Source organism: Pedobacter sp. 05T44, assembly GCF_056395985.1.
The window spans coordinates 534121-554220 of record NZ_JBFTKO010000001.1; the positions used below are offsets into that span (position 1 = coordinate 534121).

At 39.4% G+C, this 20100-nt stretch carries 16 protein-coding genes; 9 read left to right on the top strand and 7 right to left on the bottom strand.

From position 1 onward, the window contains the following. Nucleotides 1–283: 283 nt before the first annotated feature. The 6 genes from AC1DDK_RS02175 to AC1DDK_RS02200 are packed head-to-tail and all read right to left on the bottom strand — an operon-like array spanning nt 284 to nt 7561. The gene (locus AC1DDK_RS02175) at nt 284–1534 is read right to left on the bottom strand and encodes a sulfate adenylyltransferase subunit 1 (protein ID WP_337715351.1); all 1251 of its coding nucleotides are present in this window, start codon (nt 1532–1534) and stop codon (nt 284–286) included. After that, entirely contained in the window at nt 1534–2439 is a 906-nt protein-coding gene (cysD, locus tag AC1DDK_RS02180; RefSeq protein WP_048904366.1) for a sulfate adenylyltransferase subunit CysD, read from the bottom strand. Before cysD ends, AC1DDK_RS02175 begins: the two co-directional genes overlap by 1 nt. Before the next feature lie 14 nt (nt 2440–2453). Further along, complete coding sequence (locus AC1DDK_RS02185; protein WP_477633794.1) at nt 2454–3158, bottom strand: phosphoadenylyl-sulfate reductase; 705 nt, start codon at nt 3156–3158, stop codon at nt 2454–2456. A 2-nt stretch (nt 3159–3160) separates the two neighbouring features. Next, nucleotides 3161–4675, bottom strand: a complete 1515-nt coding sequence (locus AC1DDK_RS02190) for a TSUP family transporter (RefSeq protein WP_477633795.1) — start codon at nt 4673–4675, stop codon at nt 3161–3163. Nucleotides 4676–4680: 5 nt separating this feature from the next. Continuing rightward, a complete protein-coding gene (gene cobA / locus AC1DDK_RS02195; RefSeq protein ID WP_048904363.1) occupies nt 4681–5472 on the bottom strand; it encodes a uroporphyrinogen-III C-methyltransferase in 792 nt (263 codons plus the stop codon). Between the two features lie 4 nt (nt 5473–5476). Further along, the gene (locus AC1DDK_RS02200) at nt 5477–7561 is read right to left on the bottom strand and encodes a HEPN domain-containing protein (RefSeq protein ID WP_172660638.1); all 2085 of its coding nucleotides are present in this window, start codon (nt 7559–7561) and stop codon (nt 5477–5479) included. 404 nt (nt 7562–7965) lie between these two features. Here AC1DDK_RS02200 and AC1DDK_RS02205 point away from each other — a divergent pair, with 404 nt between their 5' ends. Further along, on the top strand, nt 7966–8277 hold the full coding sequence (locus AC1DDK_RS02205) for a hypothetical protein (RefSeq protein WP_172660639.1): 312 nt from the start codon (nt 7966–7968) through the stop codon (nt 8275–8277). Nucleotides 8278–8291: 14 nt separating this feature from the next. Here the strand turns inward: AC1DDK_RS02205 and AC1DDK_RS02210 are convergent, their stop codons facing one another. Beyond that, the gene (locus AC1DDK_RS02210) at nt 8292–9389 is read right to left on the bottom strand and encodes an alkaline phosphatase family protein (protein WP_172660640.1); all 1098 of its coding nucleotides are present in this window, start codon (nt 9387–9389) and stop codon (nt 8292–8294) included. Between the two features lie 227 nt (nt 9390–9616). Between AC1DDK_RS02210 and AC1DDK_RS02215 the strand changes: the two genes are divergently transcribed. The 8 genes from AC1DDK_RS02215 to AC1DDK_RS02250 all read left to right on the top strand — a co-directional run bounded on the left by AC1DDK_RS02215 (nt 9617) and on the right by AC1DDK_RS02250 (nt 20067). Further along, a complete protein-coding gene (locus AC1DDK_RS02215) occupies nt 9617–10558 on the top strand; it encodes a metallophosphoesterase family protein (protein ID WP_337715353.1) in 942 nt (313 codons plus the stop codon). A gap of 236 nt (nt 10559–10794) precedes the next feature. Further along, nucleotides 10795–11991 (top strand): metallophosphoesterase, encoded by a 1197-nt coding sequence (locus AC1DDK_RS02220; protein ID WP_172660642.1) that lies wholly within the window; start codon nt 10795–10797, stop codon nt 11989–11991. Nucleotides 11992–12040: 49 nt separating this feature from the next. Next, nucleotides 12041–12736 (top strand): CDP-alcohol phosphatidyltransferase family protein, encoded by a 696-nt coding sequence (locus AC1DDK_RS02225; RefSeq protein ID WP_172660643.1) that lies wholly within the window; start codon nt 12041–12043, stop codon nt 12734–12736. Beyond that, complete coding sequence (locus AC1DDK_RS02230; RefSeq protein ID WP_172660644.1) at nt 12736–13146, top strand: GtrA family protein; 411 nt, start codon at nt 12736–12738, stop codon at nt 13144–13146. The genes AC1DDK_RS02225 and AC1DDK_RS02230 overlap by 1 nt, the downstream gene beginning before the upstream one ends. A gap of 235 nt (nt 13147–13381) precedes the next feature. After that, nucleotides 13382–14272: an alkaline phosphatase family protein gene (locus tag AC1DDK_RS02235; RefSeq protein WP_172660645.1), complete on the top strand. Its 891-nt coding sequence runs from the start codon at nt 13382–13384 to the stop codon at nt 14270–14272. 291 nt (nt 14273–14563) lie between these two features. Continuing rightward, nucleotides 14564–15145 carry a helix-turn-helix domain-containing protein gene (locus AC1DDK_RS02240; protein ID WP_172660646.1) on the top strand — a complete coding sequence of 194 codons (582 nt, stop codon included), beginning with the start codon at nt 14564–14566 and terminating at the stop codon, nt 15143–15145. Between the two features lie 252 nt (nt 15146–15397). Next, nucleotides 15398–18565, top strand: coding sequence for a SusC/RagA family TonB-linked outer membrane protein (locus tag AC1DDK_RS02245; RefSeq protein WP_477633796.1), 3168 nt, complete (start codon nt 15398–15400; stop codon nt 18563–18565). An 11-nt stretch (nt 18566–18576) separates the two neighbouring features. Then, nucleotides 18577–20067, top strand: coding sequence for a SusD/RagB family nutrient-binding outer membrane lipoprotein (locus tag AC1DDK_RS02250; protein WP_477611748.1), 1491 nt, complete (start codon nt 18577–18579; stop codon nt 20065–20067). Nucleotides 20068–20100: the final 33 nt, after the last annotated feature.

The window sequence follows — 20100 nt, forward strand, 5'->3', positions numbered from 1 at the left end:
GGAGGAGAGAAGGGAACTATCGTCACCCTGAATTTATTTTGCTGGCCAGCTACTTCGTGGTCAGGGTCCCGGACTAGGAAAACCACTTTATCAGACTAGCACAACAGGTCAAATCTACCTTGACGGCTCCTTATCGGCCGTTTAGCAGAACATTTTCCAGATTAAGCGTCTAACAAAAAATCAATTGTATTGCAAAGAGACCTAGGAACTTTTGCCCTTTTTCAGGGCAAAAGGTTCCAGACTCTGAGTAGTATATTGATTTTTTCAAAAGCAATTAAGAAAACTAATCTGCAATTGCTCTGAACATCAAAGCAGCAACAGTTAAATTAGTTCTGCTGTCAATTAAAATGGCTGCGCCATTGGCTTTGTTATCCGTGTAAAAGTCAAAGGCAAGGGCATCAGCAGTTTTGATTACAATACGGCCTATGTCGTTTAATTTAAAGTCATAAGCTTCCTGTTTTTCAAGCGTATTGATATCAACTTTGTGTATGATCTCCCGAATTTTACACTTAGTAACTTGACTATTGTGCTGCAATAAATAAGTAATGCTCTCATCAAGAGGACGTTTATCCATCCAGCATACATCCGCTTCGATCAGCTGAGAGTTTTGAGGTAAGTGATCAGCGTTTACCAATACATCACCACGACTAATATCTATATTATCTTTCAGGTGAAGTGTTACCGACTGACCTGCGTGCACTTCAGAAGGAGTTTGATCAAATATCTCTATACGTTCAATTACTGAACTGGTACCCGAAGGCAATACTGTTACTTTATCATTTACATTAAATGATCCACTAAGCACACGGCCCGCATAACCTCTGTAATCATGAAGCTCATCAGTCTGAGGTCTAACCACCCACTGCACAGGCATACGGGCAAGGTTATAATCAGGTCCGGTCTCTACATCAACATTCTCCAGGAAATGAAGCAGGCTTTGCCCTTTATACCAAGGCATATGTTCTGATTCATTGACTACATTATCGCCTTTTAAAGCACTAATAGGAATAAAAGTAACATCCTTTAGGCTTAAGTCAGCAGCAAGTGTTTTGTACCTGTCAGTAATCGTGTTAAATACCTCTTCGCTAAAATCAACCATGTCCATTTTGTTTAGGCATACCACAACATGCTCAATACCCAATAAAGAAACCAGGTAAGAGTGTCTGATGGTTTGCTCAATCACACCATTACGTGCATCAATTAAAATGATGGCAAGTTTGGCGGTAGATGCACCGGTAATCATGTTACGGGTATACTGAATATGGCCAGGGGTATCAGCTATGATAAACTTACGTTTCTCAGTCTGAAAATATTTATAAGCCACATCAATGGTAATTCCCTGCTCTCTTTCAGCTCTTAGGCCGTCGGTTAAAATAGCAAGGTCAATTGATCCATCATCGTTTTTACGGTTAGACTGCTGTAAAGCCTCTAACTGATCAGCCAAAATGGAATCTGTATCATATAACAACCGTCCAATAAGTGTGCTTTTACCATCATCAACACTACCGGCTGTAAAAAATTTAAGTAAATTCATTAAAAGTATCCTCCTTTTTTGCGGTCTTCCATTGCAGCTTCCGATACCTTATCGTCCATGCGGGCCCCGCGTTCACTAATCTTTGATGCGCTGATTTCAGCAATGATATCTTCCAGTTGATCTGCGTCAGACTCAACCGCGGCAGTGCAGCTCATATCGCCAACCGTACGGAAACGCACTTTCTTGTGCTCAACAATGTCCTCTTCATCCATATTCAGAAACGGAGAAGCAGCCATTAGCTGACCATTACGGGTAATTACATCTCTTTCATGAGCAAAATAAATAGAAGGTAATTCAATGTTCTCCCGACGAATGTAATTCCAAACGTCAAGCTCAGTCCAGTTACTGATAGGGAAAACACGAACGTTCTCACCTTTGTGGATCTTTCCATTATAAATGTTCCACAGCTCCGGACGCTGACGTTTCGGATCCCATTGCCCGAACTCATCCCTTACCGAGAAGATACGTTCTTTAGCGCGGGCTTTTTCCTCATCTCTGCGGGCCCCACCAATACAAGCATCAAAACCGTGTGCAGCAATAGTATCTAAAAGTGTAACCGTTTGCAGAGAATTTCTGCTGGCGTTTTTACCTTTTTGCTCTACCACTTTACCCTGGTCAATAGAATCCTGAACCGAACCAACAATCAGCTTTTCGCCAATGCGTTCAATCATTTTGTCCCTATAGGTAATGGTTTCCTCAAAGTTGTGTCCGGTGTCAATATGCACCAAAGGGAAAGGAAATTTACCTGGTCTGAAAGCCTTTTCAGCTAAACGCACCAATGTAATTGAATCCTTACCTCCCGAAAACAACAAGGCAGGTTTTTCAAATTGCCCCGCAACTTCACGTAAAATGTGAATTGCCTCGGCCTCTAATTCGTCTAAATAATCTAAATTATACTTACTCATTTTCTTTGTTGCAATTACGAAGTGGCGTGTAAACCACATTCTTTTTTTGATTGATCTTCCCACCACCAACGGCCGGCTCTAAAATCCTCGCCTTCCCTTACTGCTCTTGTACAAGGAGYACATCCTATACTAGGGAAACCCTTATCGTGTAATGTGTTGTAAACAATATTATTCGTTTTAATGTATTCCTTCACCTCATCAAGCGACCAGAAAAAGATCGGGTGAAACTTGATCAACTGATTTTGCTCATCCCACTCCAGGTTGGTCATATCGTGCCTGTTTACAGATTGCTCAGATCTGATACCGGTAATCCATAGCTGATTACCGTTTAAAGCACGTCTTAAAGGTTCTAGTTTACGAATTCCGCAGCATTCTTTTCTGTTCTCTACCGATTCATAAAAGCTGCTCGGGCCCTTTTTATTCACCATTTCCTGTACAGCCTCTGCCTGTGGGAAATAAGCCAATATTGGTTTCTTATAAATTTCTAAAGTACGGTTCCACACGTAATACGTTTCTGGAAACAACCTTCCGGTTTCCAATGTAAAAACCTCAATAGGAATATCATTTGCAAAGATCATGTGTGTAATCACCTGATCTTCCCAGCCAAAGCTGGTAGAAAAAACAATCTTACCGGGATACTCACTTGCAAAGAATTTAAGTGCATCAACCKGATCAAGTCCTTTTATTTTTTCTGCTATTTCTTCTAATTTTTCCTTCATGACTAAACTAATTTGAGGATAAAGTTGATGATGCTTCTTAAGCTTACCAGAATGACAAGAATACCTACCGAAACCATAATAGTTTTAGCAGAGATCTTGTTGGATACCCTTGCCGCAATTGGCGATGCAAGTGCACTACCGATAACCAAACCTCCTACCGCCTCCCAATGTGCCCCATTTAACATGGTTATAAAGGTCAGCGAGCTCATCAACGCAATAAAAAAGCGCGTTATCTTTACTGTTCCTAATGAAAACCGGGCATTTCTTCCGCCGGCTATTAAGCTCGACAAAACAATAGAACCCCAGCCTCCGCCACCAACAGCATCAATAAAACCACCAAACAAACCCAGCAATGAAACTTTCTTTATCTTTTTCTTTGGGCCTGTTGTTTTGGCGTTTGCTTTATACGCTTTAGAAAGGATTACAAATCCCAGTATTAAAGTATATAAAGAAACAACCGGCTTGGTATAATTACTATAATGCTCTAATGATGATAACAGGTATGCTCCTGTTACCGCACCCACAATTCCGGGGATAAGCAATAACCTGAACAATTTCCAGTTTACATTACCAAAGCGATAGTGCATCCAGCCAGCTATACCGTTACTCAAAATCTCAGAAAGATGAACACCCATACTGGCCGAAGCCGGTGGAACACCCATTGCCAAAGAGAATGAGGTGGTAGTAACACCGTACGACATTCCAATCGCACCATCAATCATTGCAAAAATAAAACCGCCCAGCAAGAACCAGTAAAACATCGGGTTCAGATTTTCAATGTAAGCCTGAAATTCCGGTTCTTTATGCMAAAATGCAGTAACAACAATTACAAAAGAAAATACGATTGCCAGCCATATCAGCCACTTCATCTTACCTCTTTTGCTTTTCTCTTCCTTATCTTTAACTAAAGAAGATTCTTCATCTTCAGTTGAAGCCAATTTTTCAGTAACCAATAATGAGGTTACTTCATTCAGTCTTTTAACCTTCGAAGCAAAATCACCATTAAGTGTATTTCTAAGTGCCTCCATTTGCTGCAAAGTATCATTCAACTCGTCAGGCAAACTATCATTTAACACTTCTTTCAACCGTTTTGCAATGGTTGGCGATTTACCGTTGGTAGATATTGCTATTTTAAGATCACCCTTTTTAACAATAGACCCCAGGTAAAAGTTACACAGGTCAGGTTTATCAGCAAAGTTAACCAGCAAATTGCGCTGGTCGGCCTGTATTCTGATTTCCTGATTCAGCAATTCATTATTTGTAGCTGCCACAACCAAATCTGCACCATCCAGATCGGCAGCAACAAACTCTTTTTGAAGTACTGTTACACCCTCATGCTTGTCAGCCAGTTCCTGCAGTTCCGGTAAAATCTCAAGCCCTATAACGGTAACCCTGGCATCAGGGCTATTACCTAATATTGCTGTTAACTTTTCCAAACCAACCGGGCCAGCGCCAACAAGTATGGTATGTATGGTATTCAATTTTATGAAGACAGGAAATAACTGATTGCCTTCCATAAAAACTACAATTCTTCTTTTAAAGCCTGGTAAAAATTCTTGATTGGCTGAAAAGAAGGATGTAAAGAAACCACCTGACCAAATATCAACAATGCCGGTGCCTCAATACCTTTTTCTTCAACCAGTTCCACAATCGTATCTACAGTACCCACGGCTAGTTTCTCATTCTCTGTTGATCCGCTTTGAATAGCAGCAACAGGCAATAAATTCTTACCCTCGTTCTGAAACAGTTTCACAATCTCTTTAAGCTTACCCAATCCCATCAACACCACTACGGTAGCTTTTGATCGTGCAGCCTCATAAAGGTCATTAGATATTTTTCCGGAAGAGGTAGTACCTGTTACCACCCAGAAGCTTTCGCTAAGTCCGCGGTGTGTAACCGGGATTTGCTGCAAACCAGGTACAGATATAGAGCTGGATAAACCGGGAACAACCGTTACAGGCACACTATAACCCACAGCAAAGTCCAATTCCTCATATCCCCTGCCAAACACAAACGGATCACCACCTTTTAAACGAACCACGTGGCCGTAATTAAGGGCGTAATCGATCATCAGTTTGTTTATTGCATCCTGACCATACGAATGTTCACCAGATCTTTTACCAACATATACCTTAATGGCATCAGGGTTGGCATAATCCAAAACTCCTTCATTAACCAATGCATCATACAAAACTACATCAGCAGTTTTAAGTGCATTGGCACCTTTCATTGTGATCAGTTCAGGATCACCGGGACCCGCGCCCACAAGCGTGATCCTTGGCTCTCTGTTATATATATTTTTGTGAGTGATCATTAGGTTACTCCCCTCTTGTTCCTTTAATTGAGTTATAAAAACGCTCAACATCAGCTAAGTAAGCAGTTGCAAACGCTTCTGTAGGCTCGTTTTTGTTAATTTGAAGTACCAGGTCATTAAATGAACCTTCAAGTACAACTTCTCCGGTTTCAACGTAGTTTTTATCGAACTCTCTGATCACACCAATCTGAGTGCTGCTGTTCACACCTTTATCAAGCAATAAAGCTTTGGCTGAACCAACAAATACTGCGTAAGTATGATAAATGGCATCAGACCATGCCCCAGCCTCGTACGAAGCTTTAGCCCAACCTAATTTCTCTTCAGATTCTAATAACAAAGTAGCCACAAGATCTATTACCACACCCGCACATTCACCAACACCAATAGCAGTTTCAAAAGTTTCTTCATGGCCCCAATCTACATACTCTTCGTCTTTAAGATTAGTAAGATCAGCAAGTGGTTTCAACAATTGGTAAAAATAGTCTTTACCGTTTCTGTCATAATACTTGTTAAAGCCTTCTTCTTTTTCGGCTTTAGCGCCAAAGTCATTTAATAATGTTCTTAAAACATCGGTAGCACGTTTAGATGGCGCTTTAATTACACGCTCAGCTACCCTGCCTTCTCCGTTACCAACTGTACCACCGCCAAGCATTACCTGTACTGCAGGTACAACTTTACCATTAGCCTTTACAGAGCTACCATGAAAACCAATGTGAGCCAAACCATGCTGTCCGCAAGAGTTCATACATCCACTGATCTTTATTTTAAGGTCTTTGTCGTAAATCAATTCCGGATATTCCTCGTAGATCACGTCTTCCAAAGCAACCGAAAGCGACATGCTGTTTGATATACCAAGGTTACAAGTATCTGTACCCGGGCAGGTAGTTACGTCGCCAACACTATCAAACCCAGGTTTAGCAAAACCTAAAGCTTTAAGTTCAACATATAATGAAGGTAAAGCACCTTCTCTAACATATTTCAATAATAAGCCCTGATTCTGGGTAACACGAATCTCGTCAGCCGCAAAAGGACTAATTGCATCAACCAGTTTACGGGCGAGATCGGTTGGGATATCACCTTTAGTTACTTTGATGTACACACCATAAAAACCCTCTTGTTTTTGAACAAAAGCGTTAGTAGCGCGCCAGTGTTTATAGTCCAGTGAATTTACCACATCATCCAAAGCAGGATAATCCAATAATTCAGGCACCTGAGGATCAGGTACAGCATCACGGTCTATTTTAAAAGATTTTGATTTATTGGCAACACGCTCTTCTTCAATAAGCCTAACAACTTCTTCTAAGCCAAGTTTCTGAACCAGGTATTTTAAACGCGCTTTATTTCTATTGGTTCTTTCCCCGTAACGATCAAACACCCTTAGCATTGCTTCAGCATAAGGAATGATCTGGTCTTCGTGCAGAAAATCGTGAACAGGTTCAGCTAAAAATGGCTGAGCCCCTAAACCACCACCTAAAACAACTTTAAAACCACGCTCGCCCTGCTCGTTAATTTTCGGAATAAAACCAAGGTCGTGGATATAACTAAATGCCGTATCTGTTTCATCAGAAGAGAAAGAAAATTTAATCTTTCTGCCCATCTCCTGGCAAATAGGGTTACGTAAAAAATATTTAAAAAATGCATGCGCATACGGCGATACATCAAATGGTTCGTTTGGATTTATACCTGAATCCGGAGAAGAGGTTACATTACGAACAGTGTTTCCACAAGCTTCGCGAATGGTTACATCGTCACGTTGAAGTTCTTCCCAAAGCTGGGGAGTCCTGTCTAAGCTTACATAGTGAATTTGAATATCCTGGCGGGTTGTCAGGTGTAAGTTCCCGCTTGCATATTCATCAGATACATCTGCAATACGTAAAAGCTGATTGAAAGTTACTTTACCAAATGGCAGTTTAATACGTACCATTTGAACGCCGGGCTGTCTTTGGCCATAAACACCACGCGCCAAACGCAAGCTTCTAAATTTCTCATCATGGATTTTACCCTCGCGGAATTCCCTGATCTTCTTTTCAAGATCGATTATATCTTTTTCGACAATAGGATTTTCTAACTCTGTTCTAAAGCTCTGCATCTTTTGTTAGGTCTAATTTAAAAAAAGCTTCTTTGTCGGGGAGACTGAAGAAGCTTTTAAAAGTTTTGTTCCAAACAGTCCGTAGTCTTACCCTTTCATGCATTGCATGATCATGTACTTAACGCTACAATTCACTGTTTTCATAAAGCAAATATATAAAGTATATAGGTTTGGTAGTACATAGAATTGTAAAAAAAGAATTAATGCACTAATTATCAATCAGTTATTTTGCAATTTAAAACCATTCAAGATTAGCTAAGTTCGTGCTTAATAAAAGGTTACGATGCTTTAAACAAATACACCGAGCTTTACTTCGTGTTAAGCAGCGAACAAATGTTAACATAATGATAATATGAAATTTACACTATCTTTATGTTGTTTTGTAATTCTTAAAAAAATATGTCATGAAAGATAAAAAAAAGGGATCAGCTATCAAATCTGCAATCAAGGAACTTCGTAAATCATTAAACACTCAAATAGCCACAGGAATTGAAGCAGTAGTTACAGGATTGGACTACAACCCGAAAGATGCCAAAAAAGAAATCAATAAAGCAGCAGCTAAATTAGCAAAAAAACTATCTAAAAAACTTAAAGTAAGCAGCTCTGATCTAATTGAAGCAAGCACTGTAACTAAGAAAGCAGAGGCTCCAGTTAAAGAAGCCGCTGCCACTGCTAAAGTTAAAAAAGTAGCTACCAAAGAGCCCGCTAAAAAATAACGCTGTATTAAGCATTATTTAAGAAAGGAAACAGACTCAACTCTCTCTCCTACCGGGTGGTTGGCAGTAAACTTAAAGCCAAGAAAATGAGCTAAGGTTTGCGCAAACTGTTCCTGATAAATCTGCCCTTCAGTTTTCATTTCTCCTTTGGGCGGTGTATCAGGGCCTAGAACAGCGAACCATGTTTCGTTAGAGTGAGCCGTCTCTGATCCATGACTAACCCAGCCTTTATCTATACCACGACCATGATCCGGGCAAATCATAATAGTTGTATTATCCTTATAGAAAGGATCGGCCTGAAGGCTTGCCCAAAGACTTGCAATCATTTTATCCAGATAATTAGCGGCATCAAGAAAAGAATCATATTGCCCGGCGTGCCCGAACTCATCAGTATCTATGAAATCTATGTAAACCAGTCGTGGGTGATTCGCTGCTATATAGGTTTTAGCCAGCGCATAAGTTGTTAAATCGAAACGCTCTGAAGTACCGAACGTATTGGGTAAAAAGTACTGTAATTCATTGGCCAGCTTTTGAGCCTCGGTTAAGTTTGCACCTTTTACATCCTCGTAAGGGTTATACAAAGGCATTTTATTCCTATTACGGTTCACTATGTTTCCTACTGCAGCCCAACCTGCAAAAGTTACCACCTTATTTTGATAGCCTTTTTGTTTATTGATAAACTCAAGTACGTTTTCGTTCGGATTATCCGGATAGCTATTCGAATTAATGGCCGGATCATAGTAACCACAAACTGTTTCACTCCTACCAGGATAAGAGAACCAATATTTGTTTTTAACATTCACATAATTCTTTAGGTCGCGGTTACCATATAGCTGCCCATGTTTCGCAATAGTATTCCAAAAAAAAGGCATCAGTTTTTGTCGGCGCTCATTTGCAGTTGGCGCCCAATACTTTTTAACCAACTCTGTTGAATCCTGCCTGCGATATTTTTTTTGGAACAATAATGAAGAATCTGCACCCTTGAAAATTTCCTGCCAGCGATACCCGTCAATAGAAATAAGGATTACGTTTTTTGTCTTACCTTTTTGGGCAAAGGAAGAGACAGCTGCCGCCATAAAAACCAAGGCAAACACAAGTAATTTTGTTTTCATAATTTTTAGTATATATAAACTTTAAGATTTAATAACAATAATTTAACAATTAGATATTTTTAAGTTAAAACAAGTCAAAAGACACTATATTAACTATATACACGAACAACAACAAACCTACTTCTATCTTCAAATGTTTACAAATATTAAAAATATACTTCATTTATTGCAATTTTTATTTTACAATTGTATTCTAAAAAAACGGCTCCAAACTTCGACTTACAGGTATGAAAAGACGCAACTTTTTAATCAGCACATTGATTGGCACCGGCAGCCTTTCAGGAATACAAAATCTATACGCAAAAACAGAAGCCTCCGCAGCCTTATCCGGCAAAAAACCTTTAATGCGTATTGGTATTTGCACAGACCTTCATCAGGACCTGATAAAGGACGGCGAAAAAAGACTGCAGTCGTTCATCAACGAAATGAACCAGCGTAAACCCGACTTCATTATTCAAATGGGAGACTTTTGCATCCCTAAGGAAAAGAACAAAAACTTAATGGGAATCTGGAATCAATTTACCGGACCAAAATATCATGTAATAGGAAATCATGATACAGATGGTGGTTTTACACATGACCAGGTTGTTGATTTCTGGAATGCCAAAGGAAAATATTACTCGTTTGACACCAATGGCTATCATTTTGTGGTGCTAAACGGCAATGAAAGACCAGAAGGAGATACTTCCAAAGGATATCCAAGATCTATGAATCCAGCACAGATAAAATGGATGAAACAAGATTTGGAAGCAACGAATTTACCTACAATTGTATTTTGTCATCAGGGTATAGATAATGATCAGGATGGCTTAAAAGAAGGAGCCTTGATCCGTTTAATATTTGAAAGAATAAACAAGAAAGCAGGGTTTAATAAAATTCAGTTCGTTTTTAGTGGCCACCATCATGAAGACTATCATAATGTTTACAACGGCATTAATTATGTACAGATCAATAGCATTTCCTATCAGTTTACCCATCCGGTTACAGGTTACGATTTTGCACACACTAAAGAACCCCTGTGGGCATTTTTAACAATTTACACCAATGGCACTGCAGAAATCAAAGGCCGTAAATCGGAATATATGGGGCAAGAAGCCACACAAAACGACCCCGATTATAACGGATACCCCAATGTACCCTATATTTCGGACAGAGCAATTAAGATTTAATTTGCGTTATCATCCTTTAAAGCGGACATTCTTTAAAACTGACGTCATTCAAGAACCGACCTCATTCGAGAACCGAGGTCATTCAAGAACTGGCCTCATTCGAGATGACGTGCATTATGTCGAGATGACGTGTATTATACTATTACACCCCCAACAATACACAGTAATGTCATATTGAGTAACATACCAAACACTTTGCCATCCAAGCTGTAATTTTAATTCGTTTATAAAACTACATGAAGAGAAGAATCAGTGTTTTACCACTTGCTATAATAGCAATACTACTTTTTGTTTTGAACTGGTACGTGCTTTCGGGCATCAGAACAATAAGTTCAAATTCACTTACCACCCCACTTTTCTGGGGTTTTATCGTGCTCACCACCGCCACCCTAATTTATTCCATAATAAGAATGCGCGACAATGGAATGGACCTGCTCTTTAAAATAACCACTCATGTTTTTCTGATCCTGTTTGTTACAGAGGTGATATTTTCGGCATTCCTGCTGCTGGGCGATACATACAGATTGATAACGCAAGGCGCCAGAAATGTATATTGGGTTGAATTTGCCCTCCTGGTCGTCCTACTCGTAATCCTAATATTTATCTACGGCATGATTAAAGGAAAATATGCCTACAGGGTAATTAAGCATACCTTATTTTTTGATGATCTGCCGTCAAATTTTGATGGCTTTACCATCACACAAATCTCTGATGTACATGCCGGAAGCTTTAAAAATCCAACAGCAGTACAAAAAGGCATCGACCTGATCAAAGCGCAAAATTCTGACCTCTTTGTATTTACCGGCGACCTGGTAAACAACAAAGCAGAGGAGATTACACCCTGGATTGATCATTTCAAACAGGTAAAGGCACCATACGGACAGTTTTCTGTTTTAGGAAACCATGATTACGGCGACTATGTACCATGGAGAAGTGAATCAGAAAAGAACGCAAATCTACAACGACTAAAAGAATACCATGAAGAGCTGGGCTACAAATTATTACTCGACGAAGAGGTAACCTTACACAAAGACGGGCAAAAAATAGTGTTGGCCGGAGTAGAAAACTGGGGAATAGGTTTTGGCGAAAGAGGAGACTTAAACAAAGCTTTAGCAGGCACCAGTCTCAATGACTTTAAAATATTACTTTCACATGATCCATCACACTGGGACGCAGAAGTAGTAAAACACCCCTCAAAAGTTCACCTTACCTTAAGCGGACACACACATGGCATGCAATTTGGCATAGAAGCATTTGGGATCAAATGGAGCCCTGTAAAGTATCGCTACGCACATTGGGCAGGCATAACAAGCAGGAATGGTCGATATTTAAACATCAACAGAGGCTTTGGTTTTCTTGGATTTTCTGGCAGGATTGGTATATGGCCAGAGATAACTGTAATAGAATTGAAAAAATCGCCTGAAATAAGTTAAAATACCTACTTTTGTACCTCGTTATAAAAAGCATATTTGCAACCCCTGAATGGAAGAAACACAAGATCTGAAAAGGATATTTCAAGACAGAAAAAGAACTAACATCCTAAGAAGTGCCGAACAAAACACCATTTCTTACCTCGTAAAACGAGTTCCTTCGTCCATCAGCTCAGATATGCTAACCTTTACAGGTACTTTTGGATCGCTTCTGGTTCTTGCAGGTTTTATTTTAGCTACATACGACAACCGCAGCTTTCTATTGCTTGGTATATTAGGCTTAGCAATTAACTGGTTCGGCGACTCACTTGACGGAAGAATAGCTTACTACAGAAACATTCCAAGAAAATGGTACGGCTTTTCTTTAGATATCATAATGGATTGGGTAAGCACGGTACTTATTGGATTGGGCTATATGGTATATGCCAGAAACGAATACGAACTTATCGCATTCGTTTTTGTGGTTTTATACGGATGGGCAATGATCATTTCTCAGTTACGCTATAAGATAACTGACATCTACAGCATCGACTCGGGCATTGTAGGCCCTACCGAAATCAGAATTATTCTGGCCCTGATACTTATCGCTGAGGTTCTTTTCGGACACTTAATAGAATATTTTGCGGCAGCGATCTGCATCACCTTGTTTATCATTAACTTTTTAGATACCAGAAAACTGCTAAAACTTGGCGATATTCGTGACAATGCAGAGCGAGAAGCTCGTTTAGCCAAAAAAGACAGTGTTTAATGAGTAAAAAAAATGCCGTATTTGTTTTTGCCAAAGCCCAGCTTTCTGCCTTTACCGGCGGAATAGTTGACTATCTGGTAATGATATTATGCACTGAATTACTAAACATTCATTACACCATTTCTATTGCCATCGGCGGAATCGTTGGCGCAGTAGTTAACTTCTCTGTAAACCGCTACTGGACTTTTACCACTGCAAATGCAAATAAGGCCCCGGTTGGACAACAACTCATTAAATTTATATTTGTAGTTGGCGGCAGTATTTTATTAAAATCATCGGGTACCTATTTGCTCACTACCTGGCTAAAGATAGACTACAAAATAACCAGAATCATGGTTGACATCATTGTATCTCTGGGCTTTAACTACGTTTTACAGAAATACTGGGTATTCAGAAGAAAGTCTCTTTAGTCGGCTTAAATCAACCTTATCTTATTATTGAATATTTGTAATATTTTTATTTGTTTAGTTTTACTAAACAAAAATATACATATATTTAACTCCTGAAAGAAAAAAACAGCCGTGCTGTACGCGCCCATAATCCTGGTGCCTAGGCACAAATGCGTTCGAGATAACGAAGAGAACGACGGCAGCTTTAAGACGACAGATTGTTTTAGTAAAATTTTAAACCACAAATAACAAACAAATGAAAAGATTAATTATTGCCTCCTGCTTATTGTGCTTTACTATGCAGCTTAATGCGCAGGTAAAAAAAGTAAAACATGTTGTTCTAATTGGATGCGACGGATTTGGAGCCTATGCAGTACCTGATGCTAAAATGCCCAACCTAAGAAAGTTAATGGAAACAGGATCATGGTCGTTAAAAGCCAGATCCGTATTACCTTCTTCAAGCGCTGTGAACTGGGCGTCTATGCTTATGGGTGCCGGACCAACTGAGCATGGCTTTACAGAATGGGGCAGTAAAACTCCAGAAATTCCTTCGGCTACTACCACTAAATATGGTCTGTTCCCATCTATTTTTAGCGTAATCAGAGATCAGAAACCCAACGCTAAAACTGCAGTAATTTACAGCTGGCCGGGCATTGGACCACTAGTAGAGAAAGATGCGATCAGCATTGTAGTACCAGGCAATGATAACGACGATTTTTGTGCGGATACTGCCGCCACCATTATCAAAAGAGACAAACCTTATTTCACTTTTATCCACCTTGATGAGCCAGACGGAACAGGCCACGGCATTGGACACAGGACCCCTGCCTATTACGAGCAACTTCAAAAAGTTGACATAAGAATTGGAAAGATTGTACAGGCAGTTAAAGACGCAGGCATAGAGAACGAAACCATCATTATACTATCTGCTGATCATGGCGGAACGGGTAAAGGACATGGCGGAAAATCTTTAGACGAAGTACAAATTCCATGGGTAATAAATGGCGCAGGAGTTAAAAAGAACCACGAGATTAAGGATGTAATTATCACATATGACACTGGCGCAACCATTGCCTGGATACTTGGATTAAAAGCCCCTCAAAGCTGGAGAGGAAAAGCTGTAGCAGATAGCTTTTCAGGAATATAACATAGTTGCGTCCCGGCATATATAACACAAATATAAATACGGTAAAAAACGTAATGAATACATAATAAATAAAGGATTGAAATACCCTTGCTATACCGTTGATATACCCTTGAATTACCACCAGGGTATCCCAACGGTATAGCAAGGGCAGTAATAGTAACTTAATTATGTTCTTATATTGTATGCATATAGTTATTATTATATATTCAATAGCAACTCACAATAATTGATGGTAAGTTACACCCCTCCGAATTCCAAATTTTATTTACTTTTGGATAAAACGCGAAAACCATGGAAGACGATATTATCCTAAAGATCAGCTACAGAATAAAAGAAATACGAAAAGAAAAGAACATTACCATACAAGAGCTCGCTAATAGAGCCGGAGTAAGCAAGGGCTTGATCTCCCAGATTGAAAATAACCGTACCATCCCATCGCTACCTGTTCTAATGAACATTGTACACTCCCTAAATCTTGATCTGACTGGTTTCTTTAAAGACATCTCCCCTGCCAATCATCAGGAAAAGGTTTTTGTAATCCGCGCCAGCGAATATAAACCACTAAAAAAAGAAGCAGCCAAAGGATTTAATTACCAGCGCATACTTGCCCGCAACATCCATGGAGGTCCTGTAGACTTTGTATTACTGGAACTTAAAAAAGGTGCACGTCGCAATAAAATGGTAACCACCGATGCGTTTGAATACAAATACCTGATAAAAGGAAAAATTGAATACCTGATAGAAGATAAGAACTATATTCTGGAAGAAGGAGATTCTATTTTCTTCGATGGAAGGTTAGGCCACAACCTATCTAATATTGGCGACTCTGACGTACTCATGTTAGTTGTTTACTACTTCATCACAAACGACTAATTAATACTTCCTTTCTTAAAAATAGTTTACAAATACTAAATAGTAAATCGTCGGATTTAAGCTATTGTGAACTATTTATCTTAAAATATGTCGTTTAAATACAAAAAATGACATATACAGTAACTATTATATAATTTTTTGCCTAAAATTATATATTTAAAAGTTTAGCATTTCTTAACATATTGTTTACATAAAGTGTTTACATTTGTATAAATACTAAACAATAGTATAGCCAAACTAAACTTTTAAAATATGAAAATTTGTTACTTATTAAAAAAGACAAGTCTGCTCACGGTAGTGATGTGGCTATTAACTTTCGGCATTACTTATGCCCAAAGTACAATTACAGGTTCTGTAGTTGATGAGAACAACCTGCCACTGGCGGGAGCTTCTGTAAAGATTAAAGGCAATAAAAGTGGAACGACCACAAACACCGAGGGTAAGTTTAGCATTTCTGCGCCCTCAAACACCATTCTTGTAATTAGCTTTATTGGTTACGCACCAAAAGAAGTTAATATTGGTTCACAAAACTCACTAAATGTAAAGCTTGATCCTGACCAGAGCGCTTTAGACGAAGTAGTAGTAACTGCACTGGGTATTAAAAAAGAGAAAAAACGTGTTGGTTATGCCGTACAGGAAGTTAAAGGTGAATCGTTACAGAAAGCGATTGCACCGAATGTGCTGGAGTCGCTTACGGGAAAGGTAGCTGGCTTAACCATCACCAACAATGGTGGCGACTTTTTCTCTGATCCGGGTATTTATTTAAGGGGGCGTAAACCACTATTGGTGGTTGATGGGGTTCCTAACGATACCGATATGTGGAACATAAGTTCGGACGATATAGAAAACGTTACTGTGTTAAAATCTGCGGCAGCTTCGGCACTTTATGGTTCCCGCGGAATCAATGGTGCAATTCAGATCACCTTAAAATCCGGAAAATCAATAGATAATGGCACAACAGTTTCTATCAACTCTTCTACAACCTTTCAGGGCGATTTCATCCGTATCCCCAAAGCACAAAGTCAGTACGGACCGGGAAATGCCGGCCAATACTCATTTGGTACAGGAGCAGCAGGCGGTGGCGGCACAAATGATTTCGATTATTCCATCTGGGGGCCAAAGTTCGACGGCAGATTAATTGCTCAATATGATTCACCAATTGATCCTAAAACAGGTAAAAGAATTCCTACACCTTGGGTTGCCAGATCAACTGATAATCTGGGTAATTTCATGGAAACAGGAATAGTAACATCAAATAACTTCTCGGTACAAAATCAGGGTGAGCATGGTAACTTTGTAATCTCTAACACGTACAAGTATTCAAAAGCTTCTCAACCAGGATCTAAATTAAATATTAACATTACCCGTTTACGTGGTGAATTTAAAATATCTAAATTAATTAGTCTTGAAGGTTCATTACAATATGACTACCAAAACTCAAATAATCGCTTACGCGCTGTATACGGACCCACATCAATCATCTACAACCTGGCTATTTGGGGCGGAGCTCATTTTGATGTAAGAGACTTTAAAAACTACTGGGTGCCAGGAAAAGAAGAGGTTCAGCAATACTTTGTGGAGAATTGGAGATACAATAATCCTTACGCTTTAGCTTATGCATGGCAAAAACCTTATGAAAAGAATGACATACTTGGAAATTTAAAACTAAATTTCAACATAAACAGTAAGCTTAACGCATTTATTAGAACCACATTAAATACGTATTCATTAACTGATGAGGAAAAGATAGCAGTAAGTATTTACAACTATGATATTGGTGACCGAGGCGGTMGTTATCGTTATAGCCACGACAAGATAGCGGAATCTAACACTGACCTTTTACTTAGCTACTCAGATAACTTCCTTAACAAAGATTTTAGTGTAGAAGCTACCTTAGGTGCAAATCAACGCTTTCACAATGCAGACTTCTATAGTGCTTCTACTACGCAATTAGTAGTGCCTGGAATCTATAAATTAAGCAATTCTGTTGATCAGGTTACACCAACCAGTTCAAAGTATAAAAAAGGTGTTTACAGCGGTTATGGCTCAGTTGATTTAGCCTATAAAAATTGGGTTTTCTTTGGTTTTACCGGCAGGGTTGACAATTCCTCTACACTACCTAAGAAAAATAGCACGTTCTTTTATCCATCGCTTTCACTTAGCACCGTGCTGACTGATGTTTTCACTTTTCCTAAAGCTATCAGTTTCTTAAAGCTCAGGGCTTCATATGCTAAAGTGGGCGGCGATTATGACATCAGTAACGGTACTTATCAATTCTATAATGCAACCAATGCCTACACCACAGGAAGCCGGTATCGTAATCTGCCAACGGCAACATATCCAAGCATATTGGATAATCCTGATATTTCGCCCGAATTTAACAAAAGCTACGAGTATGGAGCTGAAGCGCGCTTTTTCAATAACAGATTTGGTTTTGAATTCTCTTATTATGAGAACAATTATGGCCCACAGATCTTTACACAGCGCTTTTCTGAAACTTCTGGATATACCGGAATTCAATTAAACGGAAGAACTACTCAAAGAAGAGGAACCGAGGTTTCTATAAATGCTATACCTGTTAGAACAGACAATTTCACCTGGTCGACGCTTGTAAACTTTGACATGGGGAAAAATTATCTGACCTCTTTACCGCCCCTACCTGATGGTTCCCCTCAAACTCAGGAAGGAAGAACTAAGGTAGGTGCACGATTAGATGATTACTGGTATAATGAATGGGAAAGATCTCCGGACGGTCAGTTGGTTATTCAGCCTAATGGCTTACCAAGAAGAACAGATGTAGTGCGTTTGGTAGGAAACACACAAGCCAACTTTACATTGAGTATGGGCAACACATTTACTTATAAGGATTTTTCCCTTAACTTTTTAGTTGACGGCAGGTTTGGCGGGATAACTTACGATAGTTATGAAAGAGATTTATGGAGATCGGGCTCACACCCTGATGCTATACATCCTGAAAGGGAGCTTTCGAATATTGCGTATGCAAACGGTGGCGACCCTAAAACCATGCAAATACCGGGTGTAAAAATAGTAAGCGGAGAAATTACTTATGATCCGGAAGGAAAAGTTTTGACCGATACCAGAAAATTTGAAGCCAGTACTTATAAAGTAGATTATCAAAACTGGGCAGGTAGCTACAAAGGTGCCTGGGAAAATAATGTTATCGAAAAAACTTTTGTTAAACTAAGGGAGCTAACATTAACCTATAGCTTGCCAGCCAAGTTCTTAAAACAACGCTTTATCAAAAAAGCATCATTATCACTTGTAGGCAGAAACTTACTATACTGGACCAAGGATAAGACTTATGGCGACATGGACACCTATACGTTGAGCACGGGAGATACTGCTTTACAACATCCGGCACAACGGACATATGGTTTCAATTTAAACTTTAATTTCTAAAACTTTTGATGATGAAAAATTATATAGCAAAATCAATAGTAGTATTGATAATCATAAGCCTGACAAGTGGTTGCAAGAATTTCGACGACCTAAGGGACAATCCTAACAACCCCAACAAGGTTCCACCAAGTCTGTTGTTTACAGCAGTTATACCAACACCCGTATCGTCATTTTCTGATGAATACATAAATGCGCAGTACCATCTTTGGTCGGCTGTTGACAATGCATCGGCAGTAAGTTACCGTTTTGGCAGTGGCACTTTTAGCTATGCTACCCTTCGTAACATTGACAAGATGGAAAAGGAAGCGGCAACAACAAATGCACCGGTTTATAGCATTATGGCCAAGTTTCTACGCGCTTACAACTATGTAGAAATGACAACGAGACTTGGAGACATTCCGCTTTCGGAAGCCATGAAGGGCGCTGAAATACCACAGCCAAAATACGACACACAGAAGTCGGTATACATTCAATGCCTGAACTGGTTAACAGAGGCGAATAACGAATTAGGTGCATATATCAGCACCCATCCGGGAGAAAAAATAGCCGGCGATTTTTACTATAATGGCGATTTAAAGAGCTGGCAAAAAGCAATAAATGCGTATACAATAAGGGTATTGATATCGCTGAGCAAAAAAGCAGATGATGCAGATTTGAAGATTAAAGATCGCTTTTCAGCTATCATCAACAACCCGGCTCAATATCCGTTAATGGCTGGTTTGGGAGATAATATGCAGATTACTCATAGAGATGAAGATGGTTTTAGAGGAAATTACAATCCAAATGCCGCAGTGTATCGCGTAAGTGTGGTATTGGTTGATACTTATGTAAACTTGCTAAAAACTTATATGGATCCGCGTTTACAAAAAGTAGCAGATCCAACACCTAAGGCATTGGCCGCAAATCCAACAAACGAAACAGCTGTAAGGGAAGATTTTAACTCGTATGTGGGTGCTGATATCTCTGCAAGTGGAGCAACGAATGTTTCCAGAAAGCTGAATGGAGAAATATCTTATCCTAACGAGAGGCGCTTTTGGAATTTTATAGGCCAGCCATCTATTTTGATTGGCTATCCTGAACAGGAATTAAATATTGCCGAAGCCGCACATTTGGGATGGATTGGTACTGGCGCAAAAACCCATTACGACAATGGCATAAAAGCATCAATGGATTTTTATGGTGTTGATGGCAGCGTAACCGCTACTTATCTAACAAACAACGCTCCATATCTATTAGGTGCTGCAGGTTTAAAAAGAATACATGAACAAATGTATTTGGCCCTTGCAGAAAACTCAGGCTGGGAATCATTCTTTATGACCCATAGAACAGGAGTACCTACATATAAATTCTCTACTGAGAATAGTGTTACTAAAATTCCGGTTCGATGGGCTTACCCTACTGCGGAAGATACAGACAACAGAGCGCATTACCGAGCAGCACTAAGGTCGCAATTTGGGACAGAAATAGATGACAGAGACCAGATCATGTGGTTATTAAAATAAAGGTTAGTTTATATTAGCTGAGGGCCGTTTAAA

Coding starts and splice junctions, on each gene's coding strand:
- AC1DDK_RS02175 (WP_337715351.1), bottom strand. CDS start 1,534: ATGAATTTACTTAAATTTTTTACAGCCGGTAGTGTTGATGATGGTAAA.
- cysD (WP_048904366.1), bottom strand. CDS start 2,439: ATGAGTAAGTATAATTTAGATTATTTAGACGAATTAGAGGCCGAGGCA.
- cobA (WP_048904363.1), bottom strand. CDS start 5,472: ATGATCACTCACAAAAATATATATAACAGAGAGCCAAGGATCACGCTT.
- AC1DDK_RS02200 (WP_172660638.1), bottom strand. CDS start 7,561: ATGCAGAGCTTTAGAACAGAGTTAGAAAATCCTATTGTCGAAAAAGAT.
- AC1DDK_RS02205 (WP_172660639.1), top strand. CDS start 7,966: ATGAAAGATAAAAAAAAGGGATCAGCTATCAAATCTGCAATCAAGGAA.
- AC1DDK_RS02210 (WP_172660640.1), bottom strand. CDS start 9,389: ATGAAAACAAAATTACTTGTGTTTGCCTTGGTTTTTATGGCGGCAGCT.
- AC1DDK_RS02215 (WP_337715353.1), top strand. CDS start 9,617: ATGAAAAGACGCAACTTTTTAATCAGCACATTGATTGGCACCGGCAGC.
- AC1DDK_RS02220 (WP_172660642.1), top strand. CDS start 10,795: ATGAAGAGAAGAATCAGTGTTTTACCACTTGCTATAATAGCAATACTA.
- AC1DDK_RS02225 (WP_172660643.1), top strand. CDS start 12,041: ATGGAAGAAACACAAGATCTGAAAAGGATATTTCAAGACAGAAAAAGA.
- AC1DDK_RS02230 (WP_172660644.1), top strand. CDS start 12,736: ATGAGTAAAAAAAATGCCGTATTTGTTTTTGCCAAAGCCCAGCTTTCT.
- AC1DDK_RS02235 (WP_172660645.1), top strand. CDS start 13,382: ATGAAAAGATTAATTATTGCCTCCTGCTTATTGTGCTTTACTATGCAG.
- AC1DDK_RS02240 (WP_172660646.1), top strand. CDS start 14,564: ATGGAAGACGATATTATCCTAAAGATCAGCTACAGAATAAAAGAAATA.
- AC1DDK_RS02250 (WP_477611748.1), top strand. CDS start 18,577: ATGAAAAATTATATAGCAAAATCAATAGTAGTATTGATAATCATAAGC.